This is a genomic window from Rufibacter soli (assembly GCF_054781795.1).
Genome location: NZ_BAAGTS010000002.1, coordinates 271,579 through 287,280, shown reverse-complemented (window position 1 = coordinate 287,280; position 15,702 = coordinate 271,579). Strand labels below are relative to the sequence as shown.

Genomic DNA, 15,702 nt, shown 5'->3' with positions numbered 1-15,702 from the left:
AGTATTCTATTTTGTTTATGAATTCTTCTTGTCTTTTTCCATTAGCTCCACAAAGAGGTCAAACAGGTACTCAGAGTCATGCGGCCCCGGGGAAGACTCAGGGTGGTACTGCACAGAGAACGCTGGTTTATTCTTGATCCTGATTCCCTCAATGGTGTTATCATTCAGGTTAATGTGGGTGACCTCTACGTTGGGGTTGTTTTTAACCGCCTCTGCGTCTACCGCAAACCCATGGTTCTGGGAGGTGATTTCACTACGGCCCGTCACCAGGTTTTTCACTGGGTGGTTCAAGCCTCTATGGCCGTTGTGCATTTTATAGGTAGGAATACCGTTGGCCTGCGCCAGGATCTGGTGACCCATGCAAATACCAAACATAGGTCTTTCCACCTTCAGGATCTGCTCCACGCTGTTCATGGCCTCAGTAGTAACTGCTGGGTCACCGGGGCCATTGGAGATGAAATACCCGTCTGGGCCCCAGGCTTCCATTTCCTCAAAAGAAGTACCGTAAGGGAATACCCGGCATTCACAGCCTCTGTTAGTAAGGTTGTTCAGGATATTGCGCTTAACCCCTAAATCCAGAACAGCTACTTTGAAACGCTTTTCAGCCGCGGGCAAATCATACTCGGAAGTGGTAGAGACTTTGGAGGAAAGCTCCAAACCGTCCATGGAAGGGATCTGATTCAATTGCTGTTGCAGAGCTGGCACGTCCAATACCTCAGAGGAAATGATACAATTCATCACGCCTTTGTCCCGAATGTACCGCACCAGTTCACGGGTATCAATCTCGCAGATCCCTACAATACCGGCCTTTTCAAAGTATTCCTGAAGAGAACCCTCAGCGGTCTTTCTGGAGAAGTGGTGCGAGAACTCTTTGCAGATAAGCCCCTTGATCTGGATGTTATTAGATTCAACCTCTTCTGGCTGTACGCCATAATTACCCACGTGCGCTACGGTGGTAATGACAACCTGCCCATAATAAGAAGGATCAGTGAAAATTTCCTGGTATCCGGTCATTCCTGTATTGAAACAGATTTCCCCACCAGAGGTACCAATTTTCCCTAAGCTCTTGCCCCGGAAGAAGGTGCCGTCTTCCAGCACCAATACTGCATCAGTTGTTGTATGAATCTTCATTCTAATTAAATATGTAGCAAAAATAAAAAAGGGATACGAGTAATCTCGTATCCCTTTTCATAAATTATTGCATTTTCGTTATTCAGCTGCTGGAGTATCCACATTCTCAGCAGGAGCAGCACCTTCAGCGGCTGGAGTAGAAGCATCTGCCTGAGCAGCACCTTCTTTCTTCTTACCGGAAGAGCGACGTCTGGTTTTGGCTTTGCCAGCACCTTCAGCACCTTTTGTAGAAAGCAGATCTTCGTTGTAGTCCACTAACTCAATGATACACATTTCAGCGTTATCACCTAAACGAGTTCCGGTTTTGATGATACGGGTGTATCCACCAGGACGACCAGCGATTTTAGCGGCGATTCCATCAAACAACTCTTTCACGGCTTCTTTGCTTTGTAAGTAAGCAAATACAGTACGGCGAGAGTGGGTGGTATCGCTTTTACCTTTTGTCAGCAAAGGCTCAGCATACTTACGTAGGGCTTTGGCTTTGGCTACCGTAGTAACTAAACGTTTGTGAAGAATAAGCGAAGCGGCCATGTTAGACAACATAGCGGCGCGGTGGGAAGCAGTCCTACCTAAGTGATTGTTTTTTTTACCGTGTCTCATTTAATTGATTGTGCACGTGCATACCGTCGATCAACCTTTACGGGATCGGGAATTATGCCGTAGGATTACTAATCTTCTTCTAATTTGTACTTGGAGATATCCATCCCGAAGTTAAGGCCTTTCTCTGCCACCAGGTTTTCCAACTCAGTGAGAGACTTCTTGCCAAAGTTACGGAATTTCATCATATCAGAAAGATCCAACTGAACTAAATCTCCCAGAGTTCTGATATCTGCTGCCTTTAAGCAGTTATAGGCACGTACTGAAAGATCCATGTCATGCAGAGGGGTCTTCAGCACTTTTCTCATGTGCAGCATTTCTTCGTCTACAGCTTCTTCCTCTTCAGGTTTCACTGTTTCAAAAGTCATGGTGTTGTCAGAGAAAAGCATAAAGTGCTGGATCAAGATATTGGCAGCACCTTTCAAGGCATCTTCCGGGTGAATTGATCCGTCTGTGGTAATTTCAAGCAAAAGGCGCTCGTAGTCCGTCTTCTGCTCTACCCGAGTGTTCTCAACGCTGAATTTCACATTCTTTACAGGAGTGAAAATAGCATCAATAGAAATCTGCCCGAACACTTGGTCTACTGGCTTATTCTCCTCTGCAGGTACATACCCTCTTCCTTTTTGAATGGTCATTTCAATTTCAAAAGAGGCTTCAGGATCAAGGTGACAAATCACCAGGTCAGGGTTCAAAACCTGAAACGAACCAGAGAATTTGTTAATATCTCCGGCCGTAAAGGTATCTTGTTTACTGATGCTTACAGTGATCTTATCATCAACCAGGTCACCAATCTTCTTGAAGCGAACCATTTTCAGGTTCAGGATAATCTCAGAGACATCTTCAACCACACCTTCAATGGTAGAGAACTCATGGAGCACACTAGGAATACGGATGCTGGAGATGGCAAAGCCTTCCAATGAGGAGAGAAGAATTCTTCTCAGCGCATTCCCAATGGTAACACCATAGCCCTTTTCTAGCGGCTTAAATTCAAACTGCCCATTAAAGTCATCGGATTTCTCCATCACGACTTTCTCTGGCATTTGAAAGGCTAATATTGACATGATTGCTGGTTTAAGGTTGACACTTAAAATTAGAACTCATTACTTAGAGTAAAGCTCGACAATCAGCTGCTCCTGAATTTTCTCAGGGATCTGATCACGCTGAGGAGGAGCGATGAATTTACCAGCCATCAGGTTGGCATCCCACTCTAACCAGGTGAATTGACGGGCATTACGAGCAGACAAGCTGGTAGTAATAGCTTCTAATGACTTAGACTTCTCGCGTACACTTACTACATCACCAGGACGCAGGGTGTAAGAAGCAATGTTAACAACCCCACCGTTAACCTGAATGTGGTTGTGGTTAACCAACTGACGTGCAGCACGTCTTGTTGGAGCAATACCTAAACGGTAAACAGTGTTATCTAATCTAGCCTCAAGAAGGCCTAATAAGTTCTCACCGGTAATACCGCTCTTACGGGCAGCTTTATCAAACAAATTAGCAAATTGTCTCTCCAATACACCATAGATGTATTTGGCTTTCTGCTTTTCCATCAACTGGATAGCATACTCAGATTGCTTTTTTCTACGACCACGGCCATGTTGACCTGGACCATAAGCCTTTTTTGCTAGGGCTTTGCTTGGTCCAAAAATTGGTTCGTTATATCTTCTAGAGATTTTACTCTTAGGGCCTGTATATCTTGCCATGTTCTACTACTAAATATGATCCTTAAACTCTTCTGCGCTTTGGAGGACGGCATCCGTTGTGAGGAAGCGGAGTCACGTCTTTGATAGAAGTAACTTCGATACCCACATTTTGCATAGTCCGGATAGCTGACTCACGTCCAGCTCCTGGGCCCTTTACAAACACTTCAGCCTTTCTCATACCAGCTTCATAGGCAACTTTACCGCAATCGGCGGCCGCCATTTGAGCAGCATAAGGAGTATTTTTCTTAGACCCTTTGAATCCCATTTTACCAGCAGAAGCCCAGGAAATAACCTGGCCATTGTTGTTAGTAACAGAGATGATAATATTATTGAAAGAAGCTTTGATGTGTACCTGACCAACAGGCTCCACCACAACCACGCGCTTCTTGGCTTTGTCTTTTCTTTTCTGAGCCATTGTCGTTTAATTATTTAGATGCCTTCTTCTTATTTGCAACAGTTTTACGCTTACCCTTACGAGTTCTAGAGTTGTTCTTGGTTCTCTGACCTCTAACTGGTAAACCTTTTCTGTGACGTAAACCGCGGTAGCTACCGATGTCCATCAAACGCTTGATGTGCAATTGTACTTCAGAACGAAGAACACCTTCAACTTTGATCTCAGAAGCAATTACGTTACGGATTTCACCCGCCTGCTCTTCTGTCCAATCCTTAACTTTTGTGTCAAGATCCACCCCAGCCTTCACCAAAATAGACTGTGACAATTTACGGCCGATGCCATAAATGTACGTCAAGGCAATTTCGCCTCTTTTGTTATCTGGAATATCAACTCCTGCTATTCTAGCCATGTTTTAATAATTAACCTTGTCTTTGTTTATAACGTGGATTCTTTTTGTTGATCACGTAAAGCTTGCCTTTACGTCTGATCACCTTGCAGTCTTCACTGCGCTTCTTAACTGACGCTTTTACTTTCATCTGCTTATTTGTATCTGTAAACAATTCTACCTTTACTAAGGTCGTAAGGAGACATTTCCAATTTTACTCTATCGCCAGGAAGGATTTTGATGTAGTGCATCCGCATCTTTCCGGAAATGTGAGCAATAACCTGATGGCCATTTTCTAATTCTACCCGAAACATTGCATTGGATAGTGCCTCAATGATGGTACCGTCTTGTTCGATGGAAGACTGTTTAGCCATGTATTAATTTAGTGCTTTATCTATGTAATCAAAAGTTGTTAAAATCTCAGCTTTTCCTTTTCTCACCACAACAGTGTGTTCAAAATGCGCAGAAGGTTTTTTATCTCTGGTTCTTATGGTCCACCCGTCGTTCTCTTGAACCACGTGTCTGGATCCTAAATTAACCATTGGTTCAATAGCCAGCACCAAACCTTCCTGTAATTTCATTCCTTGCCCTCTTTTTCCATAATTAGGAACTTCAGGGCCTTCATGTAAACTACGGCCAACTCCATGACCAACTAGCTCTCTCACTACACCGTACCCAAACTGCTCCACGTGAGATTGAATGGCAAAACCAATATCACCAACTCGGGAACCGGCTACAGCTTGCTCAATACCTTTGTTCAGTGATTCCCTGGTACGTAAAAGTAATTCCTTTACTTCAGGCTCTACTTCCCCTACAGCGTGGGTAAAGGCACTATCACTGTGGAAACCTTGAAAAAAAACTCCGCAATCTATAGATACTATATCTCCAGATTGCAGAGAATATTTACTTGGTATGCCATGAACTACGGCAGAATTTAAGCTGATGCACAAGCTATGCTCAAATCCATTATATCCTTTAAAGGAGGGAATTCCGCCATGGTCCTTTATAAACTCATCAGCAACGGAATCCAACTTTAAGGTTGTAACACCCTCTACCACGTGCTTGGCTATTTCACCGTGCACCTGGCTGAGGATGTTAGCACTTTTTCTTATAAGCTCAATTTCTTCTTCCGTTTTGTAAATAATCATTCCTTAAGAAGCAACGGCTATATTTTTTGATCTCCCTCTGAGTTTTCCAGATTTCATCATTCCGTCGTAATGACGCATTAACAAATAGCTTTCTATTTGGTTCAATGTATCTAAAACTACGCCTACCAAAATGATAAGTGATGTTCCTCCAAAGAAGGCTGCAAACTCTCTGGTTATGCCAAATAACATTGCAATAGAAGGCAAGATTGCCACCACCGCTAGGAACAAGGCACCAGGAAAGGTGATGCGGGTTAAAATCTCATCAATATATTCAGAGGTAGCAATACCTGGTTTCACGCCTGGTACAAAACCACCGCTCCGCTTCAAATCATCAGAGATTTGATTTGGGTTAACACTAATGGCTGTATAGAAGAAAGTGAAAACGATAATCAATACAGCAAACGAAAGATTATACTGCCAAGAGGTGTAGTCAGAAAAGACGTTACCAATTTCATTGGCCATATCACTTTCGTTTCTCCAAAATGAGGCAATCATACCAGGTAAGAACATCAATGACTGAGCAAAGATGATAGGCATTACACCCGCAGCATTCACTTTTAAAGGAATGAATTGACGCTGACCTGCTTGTAAGGAAGCACTGCCTCCTACCTGCTTGGCATATTGTACTGGAATTCTTCTGATGGCTTGGGTAAGCATTACCACACTCATCACCACAAAGAACAGAACTAGTAATTCAATGATGAAGATCAGGGATTTTCCTAAGCCCAAAGCCAAGGCTTCCCCCGCCAGTGCACCAGGTAAACGAGAAACGATACCAATCATGATTAACATGGAAATACCGTTACCGATCCCTTTATCGGTGATTTTCTCTCCTAACCACATACAGAACATTGTTCCTGCAGTAAGGATAATCATGGAAGAAATAGTGAAAAGAGGACCAGCGACCGCCGGGCTAATAGCCGCAGCATTTATGGTAGCTAAGAAACCAACAGATTGAGCCAGCGTGATAACGATTGTTAACACCCTGGTATATTGGTTGATTTTCTTACGGCCAGACTCTCCCTCTTTCTGCAATTTCTGGAAATAAGGAACCGCAATGGTTAGAAGCTGTAAAACGATGGAAGCAGAAATATAGGGCATGATGCCTAACGCAAAGATGGAAGCATTGCTAAATGCTCCCCCTAGAAATGCATCAAGAAGACCTAAAATTCCTTGCGAACTCCCCTTCAATTGATTTGGATCAATACCGGGAAGAACCACATAGGAACCTAATCTGAAAATTGCGATGAATCCTAAAGTGTTTAGGATTCTAACTCGCAAATCTTCAATCGCAAAAATATTCTTAATCGTAGTAATCAGCTTCTTCATCTGTTACAGAGTCACAACCTTGCCGCCTGCTTTTTCAATTGCTTCAACTGCAGTCTGAGAGAATGCATGGGCATGCACTTCAATTGCAGCTGTTAATTCTCCTCTTCCCAGGATCTTGATATTGTCATTTTTAGAAGCCAACCCGTTTTCACGAAGAACAGCAAAGTCAATAACATTAGATCCAGACTTAGCGCTCAGGCTCTGGAGTACGTCAAGGTTAACAGCAGTATACTCAACGCGGTTAATGTTCTTAAAACCGAATTTAGGAACTCGGCGTACCAAAGGCATCTGACCACCTTCAAAACCTGCTTTAGATGAATAACCTGAGCGAGATTTAGCTCCTTTATGTCCGCGGGTAGAAGTACCACCTCTACCAGAACCGGTACCACGACCAATTCTTTTCCGGTTCTTTGTAGAACCTTCTGCAGGTTTTAAATTACTTAAGTTCATTTTAGACCTCCTTAATAGATACTAAATGTTGTACTCGGTTAACCATTCCAGCAATTTGAGGGGTTAACTCCTTTGTAACCGTCTTATTGATTTTACCAAGACCAAGAGCCTTCATGGTTCTTTTCTGTCTTTCAGGACGGTCAATAATACTTTGGATTTGGGTGATTTCTACACTTGCCATGATTACCCGTTGAATACGCGTTGTAAACTGATTCCACGTTGCTGCGCAACTACCAATGGATCACGCAGTTTTGACAATGCGTCAAAAGTTGCTTTCACCACGTTGTGCGGGTTAGAAGAGCCTTTAGACTTTGCTAACACGTCTTTGATACCGGCGCTTTCCAACACGGCACGCATAGCACCACCGGCTAGTACACCTGTACCTGGGGCGGCAGGTTTGATCAACACAAAACCTCCAGAGAATTTACCTTCCATAGGGTGAGGAATAGTGTGCTTGTACATAGGTACACGCACCAAATTCTTCTTTGCATCATCAATCCCTTTGGCAATTGCATCAGTTACCTCATTGGCCTTACCTAAGCCATAGCCAACCACACCATTACCATCACCAACTACCACAATGGCAGAGAAGCTAAATCTTCTACCGCCCTTTACCACTTTGGCAACCCGGTTGATAGCTACTACGCGCTCTTTCAGCTCGATTTCGCTTGCTTTGATGCTTCTGATATTTAATTTAGACATGTTCTTAGAATTTAAGACCCGCTTCACGGGCTCCTTCTGCTAATGATTTAACTCTACCGTGATACAGGTATCCACCTCTGTCAAATACTACTTCAGTAATACCGTTTTCCAGGGCTTTTGCTGCTATATCACGACCTACAGAAGAAGAAGACTCAATCTTGGTAGAAGAGGTAGTTCCTTCAGTGGTAGCAGATGAAGAACTTGCTAATGTTACTCCATTCACATCATCAATCAGCTGCGCATAAATAAACTTATTGCTTCTGAAGACAGACAGACGTGGACGCTGAGCCGTTCCAGAAACCTTATTACGGATACTGCGACGGATTCTCAGTCTTCTTTTTGCTTTATCGAATGCCATTTTCTTTCTTATTTAGAAGCAGTTTTACCAGCTTTTCTTCTAACAACCTCACCCACGAAACGGATACCTTTACCTTTGTAAGGCTCCACTTTACGTAACGAGCGGATTTTAGCGGCAACCTGACCAATCAACTGCTTATCAATTCCTTCTAAGTGGATAACTGGAGCTTTACCTTTTTCAGTCACTGCATTTGCAGAGATTTCAGGAGGAAGACCCACGTAGATATTGTGTGAATATCCCAGGGCTAATTCCAGGTTTTGTCCAACCGTAGTAGCTTTAAAACCTACCCCAACTAATTCAAGAGACATTTTATAACCGGTGCTTACACCAATTATCATGTTATTGATAATAGAACGGTATAACCCATGAAGGGCTTTGTGACGTTTCTGTTCAGTAGGACGTGTTACAGTAAGAACGCCATCTTCCAAAGTTACACTGATATCAGTATCAACTTGAGCAGTAAGTGTTCCTTTAGGTCCTTTCACTGTTACCAGGTTATCCTGGTTTACCAACACCTCAACACCTTGTGGGAGCGTGATGGGCAGTTTTCCTATCCGTGACATCTCTACTTAATTAATACACATAACATAATACTTCACCACCCACATTAAGGCCAACTGCCTCTTTGTTTGTGATGACACCTTTGGAGGTTGAAAGGATGGCTACACCATAACCATTCAACACACGTGGCATCTCATCAAGATGCACATACTTACGGAGTCCCGGCTTACTGACTCTTTCAAGCTTCACGATAGCAGACTGCTTAGTAGCTGGATCATACTTCAAGGCGATTTTAATGCTGCCCTGAACTGAACTATCATCGAACTTGTAACTTTGAATATAACCTTTCTCGTAGAGAACCTTGGTTAATTCTTTCTTTATTTTGCTAGCCGGAATTTCAACTACCCGGTGATTTGCCTTGATGGCATTCCGTAGTCTAGTTAAATAATCTGCTATCGGATCTGAATGCATTAGACTATAATTTTAGATTCCGCTCTTTTTAAGGAGCCGCAAAGATACTAATGTTTTCCTAACTATAATAATGATAGGAGTAATAATTACCAACTAGCCTTCGTTACCCCAGGAATCTTGCCGGCAGAAGCCATCTCTCTGAACGTAACGCGAGAGATACCAAACTTCCTCATATAACCTCTTGGTCTTCCGGTCAATTTACATCTGTTGTGCAAACGTACGGGTGAGGCGTCTTTAGGCAATTTATCTAGAGCTTCATAATCGCCAGCAGCTTTTAACTGAGCTCTTTTAGCAGCATATTTCGCTACTAACTTTTGTCTTTTGAGCTCTCTTGCTTTTGCTGATTCTTTAGCCATTTTCTTATTTCTTTAAATTTGCGAAAGGTAAACCAAAAGCTCTCAATAACTCCAGGCTTTCTTCATCTGTAGAAGCGGTAGTAACGAAAGTAATATCCATACCCGCGATTGACTTGATTTTATCAATGCTGATCTCAGGGAAAATGATTTGCTCTTTAACCCCTAAGGTGTAGTTACCACGTCCGTCAAATCCTTTATCATTGATACCTTTAAAGTCACGTACCCTTGGAAGAGCAACAGTTACCAAACGGTCAAGGAACTCGTACATTCTCTCGCCACGCAAAGTAACACGGGCCCCAATTGGCATACCTTCTCTCAACTTAAAGTTAGAGATAGAGTTTTTAGCTTTGGTTTGAACCGCTTTCTGTCCTGCAATGATTGTGAGCTCGTCTACTCCAATATCTACCAGTTTCTTATCAGCCACCGCATTACCAATACCTCTGTTAATGCTGATTTTTGTAATCTTTGGCACTTGCATGATGCTCTTGTATTGAAATTTATCTTTCAATGCAGGAACGATCTCTTTTGTATACTTATCTTTTAGTCTAGCTGCCATGTTAGATTAAGTTTCCAGTTTTTTTGGAATAACGTTGTAGCTTACCATCATTGTTAAGCTTCTTTCCTGAACGGGTAGCTTCATTAGTAGCCGGCTCTACCAACATCACATTGCTGGCGTGGATAGGTGCCTCTTGCTTAACGATTCCTCCGTTAGGGTTTTTAGCGCTTGGCTTTTGGTGTTTAGATACCAGGTTTAAGCCTTCAATTACCACCTTCTGCTTTTCTGTAAGCACAGAGGTAACTGTTCCAGTTTTACCCTTATCATCACCAGCGATTACCTTTACGGTATCACCTTTCTTCACATGAAGTTTATGTTTAGACATCTTGTTATCTCTTCTCGTGTTTATAATACTTCAGGAGCCAAAGAAACAATTTTCATAAACTGTCTTTCACGCAACTCGCGGGCAACCGGCCCGAAGATACGCGTACCACGTGGCTCATCGTTGTTGTTCAATAATACCGCAGCATTATCATCAAAACGAATATAAGATCCGTCTTTACGACGAACTTCTTTCTTGGTCCGAACAATTACCGCCTTGGTAACAGTTCCCTTCTTAACGTTGCCGGAAGAAAGAGCAGATTTTACGGTAACAACAATTTTATCACCCACAGAGGCGTATTTCTTGCCTGTTCCACCCAGTACCCGGATGCACAGAACCTCTTTTGCTCCGCTGTTATCAGCAACAGTAAGTCTTGATTCTTGTTGTATCATCTTATTTAGCTCTTTCTACGATTTCAATTAAGCGCCAGCACTTGTTCTTGCTCAAAGGACGGGTTTCCATGATGCGGACAGTATCACCGATACCGCAGTCATTGTTCTCGTCATGGGCCATGAACTTCTTGGACTTGGAAACAAATTTCCCGTAAATAGGGTGTTTCACTTTGCTTTCTACCATAACGGTGATGGACTTGTCCATCTTGTTACTTACCACGCGTCCAGTTTTTTCTTTTCTTAGATTTCTCGTCTCCATGGTTTTTCTATTTAGCCATTGAGCTCTAAAGAACGCAATTGCGTCTCTAGTCTGGCGATGGTTTTTCTTGTATGCTTAATTCTGATTGGATTCTCAAGAGGAGAAATAGCATGCGCGAACTTCAGGTTCTGCAGGTTGTTTCTCTCAGCGGTAAGTTGCTCTTTCACTTCATTCAGTGAAAGAGCTTTAATTTCTGATTGCTTCATGACTATTTCTCAACGTAATCTCTACGTACTACAAATTTAGTTCTAACTGGTAGCTTCTGAGCAGCCAGTCGCAACGACTCTTGAGCTACTTCTAGAGATACTCCATCAGATTCAAACATAATTGTACCAGGTTTCACTACGGCTACCCAGTACTCCGGAGATCCTTTACCCTTACCCATCCGAACCTCTGCAGGCTTTTTGGTGATAGGCTTGTCAGGGAAAATACGAATCCAAACCTGGCCTTCACGTTTCATAGCACGAGTCATCGCGATACGGGCCGCTTCAATTTGACGGCTAGTGATCCAGGAGGCTTCTAATGATTTAATGGCGAAAGAACCAAAGGAGATTGTGCTTCCTCTGTGAGCAAGACCGGTTACCCGGCCTTTCTGCATCTTTCTATATTTAGTCCGTTTTGGCTGTAACATTTCTTAAATTACCTAAAGGTTGAACAACTACTTGCGCTTGTTAGGGCCACCACCGCTACGCTTCTGGTTTCCATCACCAGGACGTTTGTTGCGGTTGTTGTCTCTACGATCGCCGCGATCATTTCCACTTCTCTCACTTCTTTCGTTGCGAGGACCAGCAGATTGACCACCACTTTGTTGACCAGCATTAGGAGATAAGTCACGCTTTCCAAAAACCTCTCCTTTGAAGATCCACACTTTGATACCCAGTTTACCGTACACGGTCTGAGCTTCTGATAATGCATAATCAATATCAGCACGCAAAGTATGCAGAGGAGTACGTCCTTCTTTGTAATGCTCGGTACGGGCCATCTCAGCACCACCAAGGCGGCCTGAAACTTGGATCTTGATACCTTCGGCACCAACTCTGATGGCAGAAGCAATGGCTTGCTTCATAGCTCTTCTGAAAGAGATACGGGCCTGCAACTGCTGTGCTACTGACTCTCCTACCAATTTGGCATCCAACTCAGGGCGTTTGATCTCAAAAATATTGATCTGAACATCCTTGCTGGTGATCTTCTTCAGCTCTTCCTTAATTTTATCAACTTCTTGGCCACCTTTTCCAATTACCACGCCTGGACGGGCTGTGTTAATGGTGATGGTGATTCTCTTAAGGGTTCTCTCAATGATGATTTTGGAAATACCTCCTTTTGGAATACGGGCAAGGATGTATTTACGGATTTTCTCGTCTTCAATCAGCTTATCTGCGAAATCCTTTCCTCCGAACCAATTAGAGTCCCAGCCTTTAACAATACCTAGTCTTAGGCCTACTGGATTAACTTTTTGTCCCATTTTAACTATTTGGCTTCGTTAGAGGTAGATGTTGCAACTGTCTCCACTTCCACTTTTGAATCAATCACAAGGGTTACGTGGTTAGATCTCTTTCTGATCCTGTGGCCACGGCCCTGGGGAGCAGGACGTAAGCGCTTCAGCATCTTTCCTTCATCTACTCTAATCTCTTTGATAAATAGATTAGCATCTTCAATGCGGGCATCTTCGTTAGCTGCTTGCCAGTTAGATAAAGCAGATAAAAGAAGTTTCTCCAACTTTGGAGCGCCTGCATTTGCAGTAAACTTAAGTAACCCTAATGCTTGGGTAACTCTTTTACCACGGATCATGTCCGCTACCAATCTCATCTTACGCGGTGAGCTTGGTACATTGTTTAATTTAGCAACCGCTTCCATTATCTTTTACCTTTATCTTTCTTAGCAATATGGCCTCTGAAGTTTCGGGTAGGAGCGAATTCGCCTAGTTTGTGACCTACCATGTTTTCTGTTACATACACAGGGATGAATTTATTCCCGTTATGGACAGCAAACGTATGACCAACGAAATCTGGAGAGATCATGGAACGACGTGACCAGGTTTTGATCACTGACTTCTTTCCAGACTCATCCATTGTCTGCACTTTTCTATCGAGCCTGAAGTCAATATAAGGCCCTTTTTTTAATGATCTTGCCATTACTTATTTCTTCCTTCTATTAACAATCAGGTTCTCAGAGAATTTATTTTTGTTTCTGGTCTTTTGACCTTTGGCGTAAAGACCATTACGTGATCTTGGGTGACCGCCTGAAGACTTACCTTCACCACCACCCATTGGGTGATCGACAGGGTTCATGGCGACACCTCTTACTCTTGGTCTGATACCCATCCATCTGCTACGGCCAGCTTTTCCAAGCTTCACGTTCATATGGTCGGCATTAGAAACTGTGCCTACAGTGGCCATACAGTTTACCAATACCATTCTCATCTCACCGGAAGGTAACTTCAGGGTGGCGTAGCGGCCTTCACGGGCTACCAACTGAGCATAAGCACCTGCGCTTCTTGCCAGTACGGCACCTTGACCAGGCGCTAACTCAATGTTGTGAACAATAGTACCTAGTGGAATATCAGAAAGTGGCAACGCATTACCTACCTCTGGGGCTACTCCTGGTCCTGACACTACCGTTGCATCTACTGCCAAGCCTGCAGGTGCAATGATGTAGGTCTTCTCACCATCTGCATAGTACAACAGGGCAATCCGCGCTGTTCTATTTGGATCGTACTCAATCGCTTTAACAGTTGCAGGAACTCCGAACTTGGTTCTTTTGAAATCAATGATACGGAATCTTTGCTTGTGCCCACCGCCTGTATAGCGCATGGTCATTCGCCCTGAATTGTTGCGTCCACCAGATTTTTTCTTGGATGCCAACAAAGATTTCTCTGGCTCGCTCTTCGTTATTTCAGTGAAGGCTGGCGCAATTCTAAATCTTTGACCTGGTGTTGTTGGTCTTAGTTTTCTTAATGCCATTCTTTTATTTGCTTAGATACCGCTATAGAAATCGATTACTTCCCCTTCTTTCAAAGTGACAATCGCCTTCTTAGAGGATGCCGTACGTCCTGTTACAACACCAGATTTGGTATTGCGGGACTTTAATTTTCCCTGGGTTCTCATAGTAGAAATTTTCTCTACTGTTACCCCGTAACGTGATTGGATCGCTTTTTTGATCTCAATCTTATTTGCTTTTCTATCAACTTCAAAAGCATATTTACCTACTTCGTTCAAAGCAGTAAGCTTCTCGGTCAATAATGGTCTTTTCAGGATACTCATTATTTCGTTGCGTAAATTTCTTCAAAAACAGAAAGAGACTCTTCCAAACAAACTACTTTGTCAGCGTTCAACAAATCATATGTTGTTAAAGCTCCTGGAGTAGACACTTTTACCTTTGCCATGTTTCTGCTAGAAAGAACCACATTATCGTTTACCTCTTTGGTAACTACCAATGTCTTTCTCTGTCCAACTTTCAGGCCGGCTAAAACTGAAGCGAAGCTCTTTGTTTTTGGAGAATCAATGTTCAGGTTATCTACCAAAACCAGACGCTCATCTTTGGCTAATGTTGAAAGGGCAGAAAGTCTTGCCAAAGCCTTTAACTTCTTATTCAATTTGAAGCTATAGTTTCTTGGTTTTGGTCCGAATACACGGCCACCACCAATAAACACAGGAGACTTCATAGAACCAGCTCTTGCTCCTCCTGTTCCCTTTTGACGCTTTATCTTTTTAGTTGAACCAGCTACCTCTGCACGCTCTTTTGACTTGTGCGTACCTTGGCGTTGGTTAGCCAAGTACTGCTTAACATCAAGATACATTGCGTGCTCATTTGGCTCAATGCCAAACACCGATTCTGGAAGGGTTACTTTCCTTCCAGTATCTTCACCTTTACTATTGAAAACTGATAGCTCCATCTTATTTCTCAACTACAATAAATGAATTTTTAGCACCAGGGATAGATCCGCTAACTACTAATACGTTTTGCTCAGGCATCACTCGCAGAATGCGCAGGTTTTGAACCTTCACTCGGTCTCCACCCATTCTACCAGCCATGCGCATTCCTTTGAATACTCTGGAAGGCCATGAACAGGCACCAATGGAACCAGGGTGACGGGCTCTGTTGTGCTGACCGTGAGTTTGTCCACCCACACCAGCAAAGTTGTAACGCTTTACAACCCCTTGGAAGCCTTTACCTTTTGAAGTACCTACTACATCTACGAATTCACCTTCCTCAAACAGGTTTACATTTACCTCATCTCCTAAAGAGAAAGAAGCTACATCTTCCAGTCTGAACTCTACTAATTTTTTCTTAGCAGTGGTGTTGGCTTTCGCGAAGTGACCAGCAAGCGCCTTGCTTACTCTTTTCACTTTCTTCTCTCCGTACCCAAGCTGAACGGCGGTATAGCCGTCTGTTTCTTGCGTCTTAACCTGAGTTACTACGCATGGTCCTGCTTGAATCAAAGTACAGGCCACGCTCTTCCCTTCAGGAGTGAAGAGGCTTGTCATTCCGATTTTCTTACCGATAATTCCAGGCATTCTACTTTTTTATTTAAACAATTAATTATTTAGCCGCTAAATGGGTTCATTTTTCGGGAGTGCAAAGTTCTATATTTAATTTTTATTTTACAAGCTATCCTAAATTATTTGTTTTCAGATAGTAAGGTATT

General features: G+C 43.0%; 30 protein-coding genes. All 30 read right to left on the bottom strand.

The features are described 5' to 3' along the window. Positions 1-15: 15 nt before the first annotated feature. The 30 genes from carA to rplC all read right to left on the bottom strand — a co-directional run bounded on the left by carA (position 16) and on the right by rplC (position 15,571). Entirely contained in the window at positions 16-1,131 is a 1,116-nt protein-coding gene (carA, locus tag ACYVJQ_RS03230; protein ID WP_460891617.1) for a glutamine-hydrolyzing carbamoyl-phosphate synthase small subunit, read from the bottom strand. Positions 1,132-1,209: 78 nt separating this feature from the next. Next, the gene (gene rplQ, locus ACYVJQ_RS03225) at positions 1,210-1,731 is read right to left on the bottom strand and encodes a 50S ribosomal protein L17 (RefSeq protein ID WP_460891616.1); all 522 of its coding nucleotides are present in this window, start codon (positions 1,729-1,731) and stop codon (positions 1,210-1,212) included. Positions 1,732-1,799: 68 nt separating this feature from the next. Then, complete coding sequence (locus ACYVJQ_RS03220) at positions 1,800-2,789, bottom strand: DNA-directed RNA polymerase subunit alpha (protein ID WP_460891615.1); 990 nt, start codon at positions 2,787-2,789, stop codon at positions 1,800-1,802. Between the two features lie 39 nt (positions 2,790-2,828). Beyond that, entirely contained in the window at positions 2,829-3,434 is a 606-nt protein-coding gene (gene rpsD, locus ACYVJQ_RS03215) for a 30S ribosomal protein S4 (RefSeq protein WP_460891614.1), read from the bottom strand. Between the two features lie 22 nt (positions 3,435-3,456). After that, positions 3,457-3,849, bottom strand: coding sequence for a 30S ribosomal protein S11 (gene rpsK, locus ACYVJQ_RS03210; RefSeq protein WP_123127710.1), 393 nt, complete (start codon positions 3,847-3,849; stop codon positions 3,457-3,459). 10 nt (positions 3,850-3,859) lie between these two features. Continuing rightward, the gene (gene rpsM, locus ACYVJQ_RS03205; RefSeq protein WP_048919322.1) at positions 3,860-4,237 is read right to left on the bottom strand and encodes a 30S ribosomal protein S13; all 378 of its coding nucleotides are present in this window, start codon (positions 4,235-4,237) and stop codon (positions 3,860-3,862) included. A gap of 10 nt (positions 4,238-4,247) precedes the next feature. Continuing rightward, the gene (ykgO, locus tag ACYVJQ_RS03200) at positions 4,248-4,364 is read right to left on the bottom strand and encodes a type B 50S ribosomal protein L36 (protein WP_071885446.1); all 117 of its coding nucleotides are present in this window, start codon (positions 4,362-4,364) and stop codon (positions 4,248-4,250) included. 4 nt (positions 4,365-4,368) lie between these two features. Then, positions 4,369-4,587, bottom strand: a complete 219-nt coding sequence (gene infA / locus ACYVJQ_RS03195; RefSeq protein WP_048919321.1) for a translation initiation factor IF-1 — start codon at positions 4,585-4,587, stop codon at positions 4,369-4,371. 3 nt (positions 4,588-4,590) lie between these two features. After that, a complete protein-coding gene (map, locus tag ACYVJQ_RS03190) occupies positions 4,591-5,361 on the bottom strand; it encodes a type I methionyl aminopeptidase (protein ID WP_460891613.1) in 771 nt (256 codons plus the stop codon). A gap of 3 nt (positions 5,362-5,364) precedes the next feature. Continuing rightward, entirely contained in the window at positions 5,365-6,690 is a 1,326-nt protein-coding gene (gene secY, locus ACYVJQ_RS03185) for a preprotein translocase subunit SecY (protein WP_460891612.1), read from the bottom strand. Between the two features lie 3 nt (positions 6,691-6,693). Next, positions 6,694-7,140, bottom strand: coding sequence for a 50S ribosomal protein L15 (gene rplO / locus ACYVJQ_RS03180; protein WP_460891611.1), 447 nt, complete (start codon positions 7,138-7,140; stop codon positions 6,694-6,696). 1 nt (position 7,141) lies between these two features. Then, a complete protein-coding gene (rpmD, locus tag ACYVJQ_RS03175; protein ID WP_048919317.1) occupies positions 7,142-7,321 on the bottom strand; it encodes a 50S ribosomal protein L30 in 180 nt (59 codons plus the stop codon). Positions 7,322-7,323: 2 nt separating this feature from the next. Next, the gene (rpsE, locus tag ACYVJQ_RS03170) at positions 7,324-7,842 is read right to left on the bottom strand and encodes a 30S ribosomal protein S5 (RefSeq protein ID WP_460891610.1); all 519 of its coding nucleotides are present in this window, start codon (positions 7,840-7,842) and stop codon (positions 7,324-7,326) included. 4 nt (positions 7,843-7,846) lie between these two features. Further along, complete coding sequence (gene rplR / locus ACYVJQ_RS03165; protein ID WP_460891609.1) at positions 7,847-8,200, bottom strand: 50S ribosomal protein L18; 354 nt, start codon at positions 8,198-8,200, stop codon at positions 7,847-7,849. An 8-nt stretch (positions 8,201-8,208) separates the two neighbouring features. After that, a complete protein-coding gene (rplF, locus tag ACYVJQ_RS03160; RefSeq protein WP_460891608.1) occupies positions 8,209-8,763 on the bottom strand; it encodes a 50S ribosomal protein L6 in 555 nt (184 codons plus the stop codon). Positions 8,764-8,773: 10 nt separating this feature from the next. Then, positions 8,774-9,172 carry a 30S ribosomal protein S8 gene (gene rpsH, locus ACYVJQ_RS03155; RefSeq protein WP_460891607.1) on the bottom strand — a complete coding sequence of 133 codons (399 nt, stop codon included), beginning with the start codon at positions 9,170-9,172 and terminating at the stop codon, positions 8,774-8,776. An 86-nt stretch (positions 9,173-9,258) separates the two neighbouring features. Beyond that, on the bottom strand, positions 9,259-9,528 hold the full coding sequence (gene rpsN / locus ACYVJQ_RS03150; protein ID WP_048919312.1) for a 30S ribosomal protein S14: 270 nt from the start codon (positions 9,526-9,528) through the stop codon (positions 9,259-9,261). Positions 9,529-9,532: 4 nt separating this feature from the next. Next, positions 9,533-10,084 (bottom strand): 50S ribosomal protein L5, encoded by a 552-nt coding sequence (gene rplE / locus ACYVJQ_RS03145; RefSeq protein WP_460891606.1) that lies wholly within the window; start codon positions 10,082-10,084, stop codon positions 9,533-9,535. Between the two features lies 1 nt (position 10,085). Then, a complete protein-coding gene (rplX, locus tag ACYVJQ_RS03140; RefSeq protein WP_048919310.1) occupies positions 10,086-10,409 on the bottom strand; it encodes a 50S ribosomal protein L24 in 324 nt (107 codons plus the stop codon). 20 nt (positions 10,410-10,429) lie between these two features. Beyond that, positions 10,430-10,798, bottom strand: a complete 369-nt coding sequence (gene rplN, locus ACYVJQ_RS03135; RefSeq protein WP_048919309.1) for a 50S ribosomal protein L14 — start codon at positions 10,796-10,798, stop codon at positions 10,430-10,432. A 1-nt stretch (position 10,799) separates the two neighbouring features. Beyond that, entirely contained in the window at positions 10,800-11,057 is a 258-nt protein-coding gene (rpsQ, locus tag ACYVJQ_RS03130; protein WP_460891605.1) for a 30S ribosomal protein S17, read from the bottom strand. 11 nt (positions 11,058-11,068) lie between these two features. Beyond that, a complete protein-coding gene (gene rpmC / locus ACYVJQ_RS03125; protein WP_048919307.1) occupies positions 11,069-11,263 on the bottom strand; it encodes a 50S ribosomal protein L29 in 195 nt (64 codons plus the stop codon). A 2-nt stretch (positions 11,264-11,265) separates the two neighbouring features. After that, a complete protein-coding gene (gene rplP, locus ACYVJQ_RS03120) occupies positions 11,266-11,688 on the bottom strand; it encodes a 50S ribosomal protein L16 (protein WP_048919306.1) in 423 nt (140 codons plus the stop codon). A gap of 27 nt (positions 11,689-11,715) precedes the next feature. Beyond that, entirely contained in the window at positions 11,716-12,519 is an 804-nt protein-coding gene (gene rpsC, locus ACYVJQ_RS03115) for a 30S ribosomal protein S3 (protein WP_460891604.1), read from the bottom strand. A 5-nt stretch (positions 12,520-12,524) separates the two neighbouring features. After that, positions 12,525-12,911: a 50S ribosomal protein L22 gene (gene rplV, locus ACYVJQ_RS03110; RefSeq protein WP_460891603.1), complete on the bottom strand. Its 387-nt coding sequence runs from the start codon at positions 12,909-12,911 to the stop codon at positions 12,525-12,527. Then, a complete protein-coding gene (gene rpsS, locus ACYVJQ_RS03105; protein ID WP_460891602.1) occupies positions 12,911-13,189 on the bottom strand; it encodes a 30S ribosomal protein S19 in 279 nt (92 codons plus the stop codon). The genes rplV and rpsS overlap by 1 nt, the downstream gene beginning before the upstream one ends. Before the next feature lie 3 nt (positions 13,190-13,192). Next, positions 13,193-14,017, bottom strand: coding sequence for a 50S ribosomal protein L2 (gene rplB, locus ACYVJQ_RS03100; RefSeq protein ID WP_460891601.1), 825 nt, complete (start codon positions 14,015-14,017; stop codon positions 13,193-13,195). 12 nt (positions 14,018-14,029) lie between these two features. Further along, complete coding sequence (gene rplW, locus ACYVJQ_RS03095; RefSeq protein WP_048919301.1) at positions 14,030-14,317, bottom strand: 50S ribosomal protein L23; 288 nt, start codon at positions 14,315-14,317, stop codon at positions 14,030-14,032. After that, a complete protein-coding gene (gene rplD / locus ACYVJQ_RS03090; RefSeq protein ID WP_460893581.1) occupies positions 14,317-14,949 on the bottom strand; it encodes a 50S ribosomal protein L4 in 633 nt (210 codons plus the stop codon). The genes rplW and rplD overlap by 1 nt, the downstream gene beginning before the upstream one ends. A gap of 1 nt (position 14,950) precedes the next feature. Further along, positions 14,951-15,571 carry a 50S ribosomal protein L3 gene (rplC, locus tag ACYVJQ_RS03085; protein WP_460891600.1) on the bottom strand — a complete coding sequence of 207 codons (621 nt, stop codon included), beginning with the start codon at positions 15,569-15,571 and terminating at the stop codon, positions 14,951-14,953. Positions 15,572-15,702 lie beyond the last annotated feature (131 nt).

What these genes read in the sequence shown, in the direction of transcription:
- rplD (WP_460893581.1), bottom strand. Translation starts at nt 14,949, where the DNA reads ATGGAGCTATCAGTTTTCAATAGTAAAGGTGAAGATACTGGAAGGAAA.
- rplP (WP_048919306.1), bottom strand. Translation starts at nt 11,688, where the DNA reads ATGTTACAGCCAAAACGGACTAAATATAGAAAGATGCAGAAAGGCCGG.
- carA (WP_460891617.1), bottom strand. Translation starts at nt 1,131, where the DNA reads ATGAAGATTCATACAACAACTGATGCAGTATTGGTGCTGGAAGACGGC.
- rplF (WP_460891608.1), bottom strand. Translation starts at nt 8,763, where the DNA reads ATGTCACGGATAGGAAAACTGCCCATCACGCTCCCACAAGGTGTTGAG.
- ACYVJQ_RS03220 (WP_460891615.1), bottom strand. Translation starts at nt 2,789, where the DNA reads ATGTCAATATTAGCCTTTCAAATGCCAGAGAAAGTCGTGATGGAGAAA.
- rpmC (WP_048919307.1), bottom strand. Translation starts at nt 11,263, where the DNA reads ATGAAGCAATCAGAAATTAAAGCTCTTTCACTGAATGAAGTGAAAGAG.
- rplX (WP_048919310.1), bottom strand. Translation starts at nt 10,409, where the DNA reads ATGTCTAAACATAAACTTCATGTGAAGAAAGGTGATACCGTAAAGGTA.
- infA (WP_048919321.1), bottom strand. Translation starts at nt 4,587, where the DNA reads ATGGCTAAACAGTCTTCCATCGAACAAGACGGTACCATCATTGAGGCA.
- rpsK (WP_123127710.1), bottom strand. Translation starts at nt 3,849, where the DNA reads ATGGCTCAGAAAAGAAAAGACAAAGCCAAGAAGCGCGTGGTTGTGGTG.
- rpsE (WP_460891610.1), bottom strand. Translation starts at nt 7,842, where the DNA reads ATGTCTAAATTAAATATCAGAAGCATCAAAGCAAGCGAAATCGAGCTG.
- rpsH (WP_460891607.1), bottom strand. Translation starts at nt 9,172, where the DNA reads ATGCATTCAGATCCGATAGCAGATTATTTAACTAGACTACGGAATGCC.
- rpmD (WP_048919317.1), bottom strand. Translation starts at nt 7,321, where the DNA reads ATGGCAAGTGTAGAAATCACCCAAATCCAAAGTATTATTGACCGTCCT.
- rplV (WP_460891603.1), bottom strand. Translation starts at nt 12,911, where the DNA reads ATGGAAGCGGTTGCTAAATTAAACAATGTACCAAGCTCACCGCGTAAG.
- rpsM (WP_048919322.1), bottom strand. Translation starts at nt 4,237, where the DNA reads ATGGCTAGAATAGCAGGAGTTGATATTCCAGATAACAAAAGAGGCGAA.
- map (WP_460891613.1), bottom strand. Translation starts at nt 5,361, where the DNA reads ATGATTATTTACAAAACGGAAGAAGAAATTGAGCTTATAAGAAAAAGT.
- rplB (WP_460891601.1), bottom strand. Translation starts at nt 14,017, where the DNA reads ATGGCATTAAGAAAACTAAGACCAACAACACCAGGTCAAAGATTTAGA.
- rpsD (WP_460891614.1), bottom strand. Translation starts at nt 3,434, where the DNA reads ATGGCAAGATATACAGGCCCTAAGAGTAAAATCTCTAGAAGATATAAC.
- secY (WP_460891612.1), bottom strand. Translation starts at nt 6,690, where the DNA reads ATGAAGAAGCTGATTACTACGATTAAGAATATTTTTGCGATTGAAGAT.
- rpsS (WP_460891602.1), bottom strand. Translation starts at nt 13,189, where the DNA reads ATGGCAAGATCATTAAAAAAAGGGCCTTATATTGACTTCAGGCTCGAT.
- rpsQ (WP_460891605.1), bottom strand. Translation starts at nt 11,057, where the DNA reads ATGGAGACGAGAAATCTAAGAAAAGAAAAAACTGGACGCGTGGTAAGT.
- rplE (WP_460891606.1), bottom strand. Translation starts at nt 10,084, where the DNA reads ATGGCAGCTAGACTAAAAGATAAGTATACAAAAGAGATCGTTCCTGCA.
- rpsN (WP_048919312.1), bottom strand. Translation starts at nt 9,528, where the DNA reads ATGGCTAAAGAATCAGCAAAAGCAAGAGAGCTCAAAAGACAAAAGTTA.
- rplC (WP_460891600.1), bottom strand. Translation starts at nt 15,571, where the DNA reads ATGCCTGGAATTATCGGTAAGAAAATCGGAATGACAAGCCTCTTCACT.
- rplN (WP_048919309.1), bottom strand. Translation starts at nt 10,798, where the DNA reads ATGATACAACAAGAATCAAGACTTACTGTTGCTGATAACAGCGGAGCA.
- rplO (WP_460891611.1), bottom strand. Translation starts at nt 7,140, where the DNA reads ATGAACTTAAGTAATTTAAAACCTGCAGAAGGTTCTACAAAGAACCGG.
- rplR (WP_460891609.1), bottom strand. Translation starts at nt 8,200, where the DNA reads ATGGCATTCGATAAAGCAAAAAGAAGACTGAGAATCCGTCGCAGTATC.
- rplW (WP_048919301.1), bottom strand. Translation starts at nt 14,317, where the DNA reads ATGAGTATCCTGAAAAGACCATTATTGACCGAGAAGCTTACTGCTTTG.
- rpsC (WP_460891604.1), bottom strand. Translation starts at nt 12,519, where the DNA reads ATGGGACAAAAAGTTAATCCAGTAGGCCTAAGACTAGGTATTGTTAAA.
- ykgO (WP_071885446.1), bottom strand. Translation starts at nt 4,364, where the DNA reads ATGAAAGTAAAAGCGTCAGTTAAGAAGCGCAGTGAAGACTGCAAGGTG.
- rplQ (WP_460891616.1), bottom strand. Translation starts at nt 1,731, where the DNA reads ATGAGACACGGTAAAAAAAACAATCACTTAGGTAGGACTGCTTCCCAC.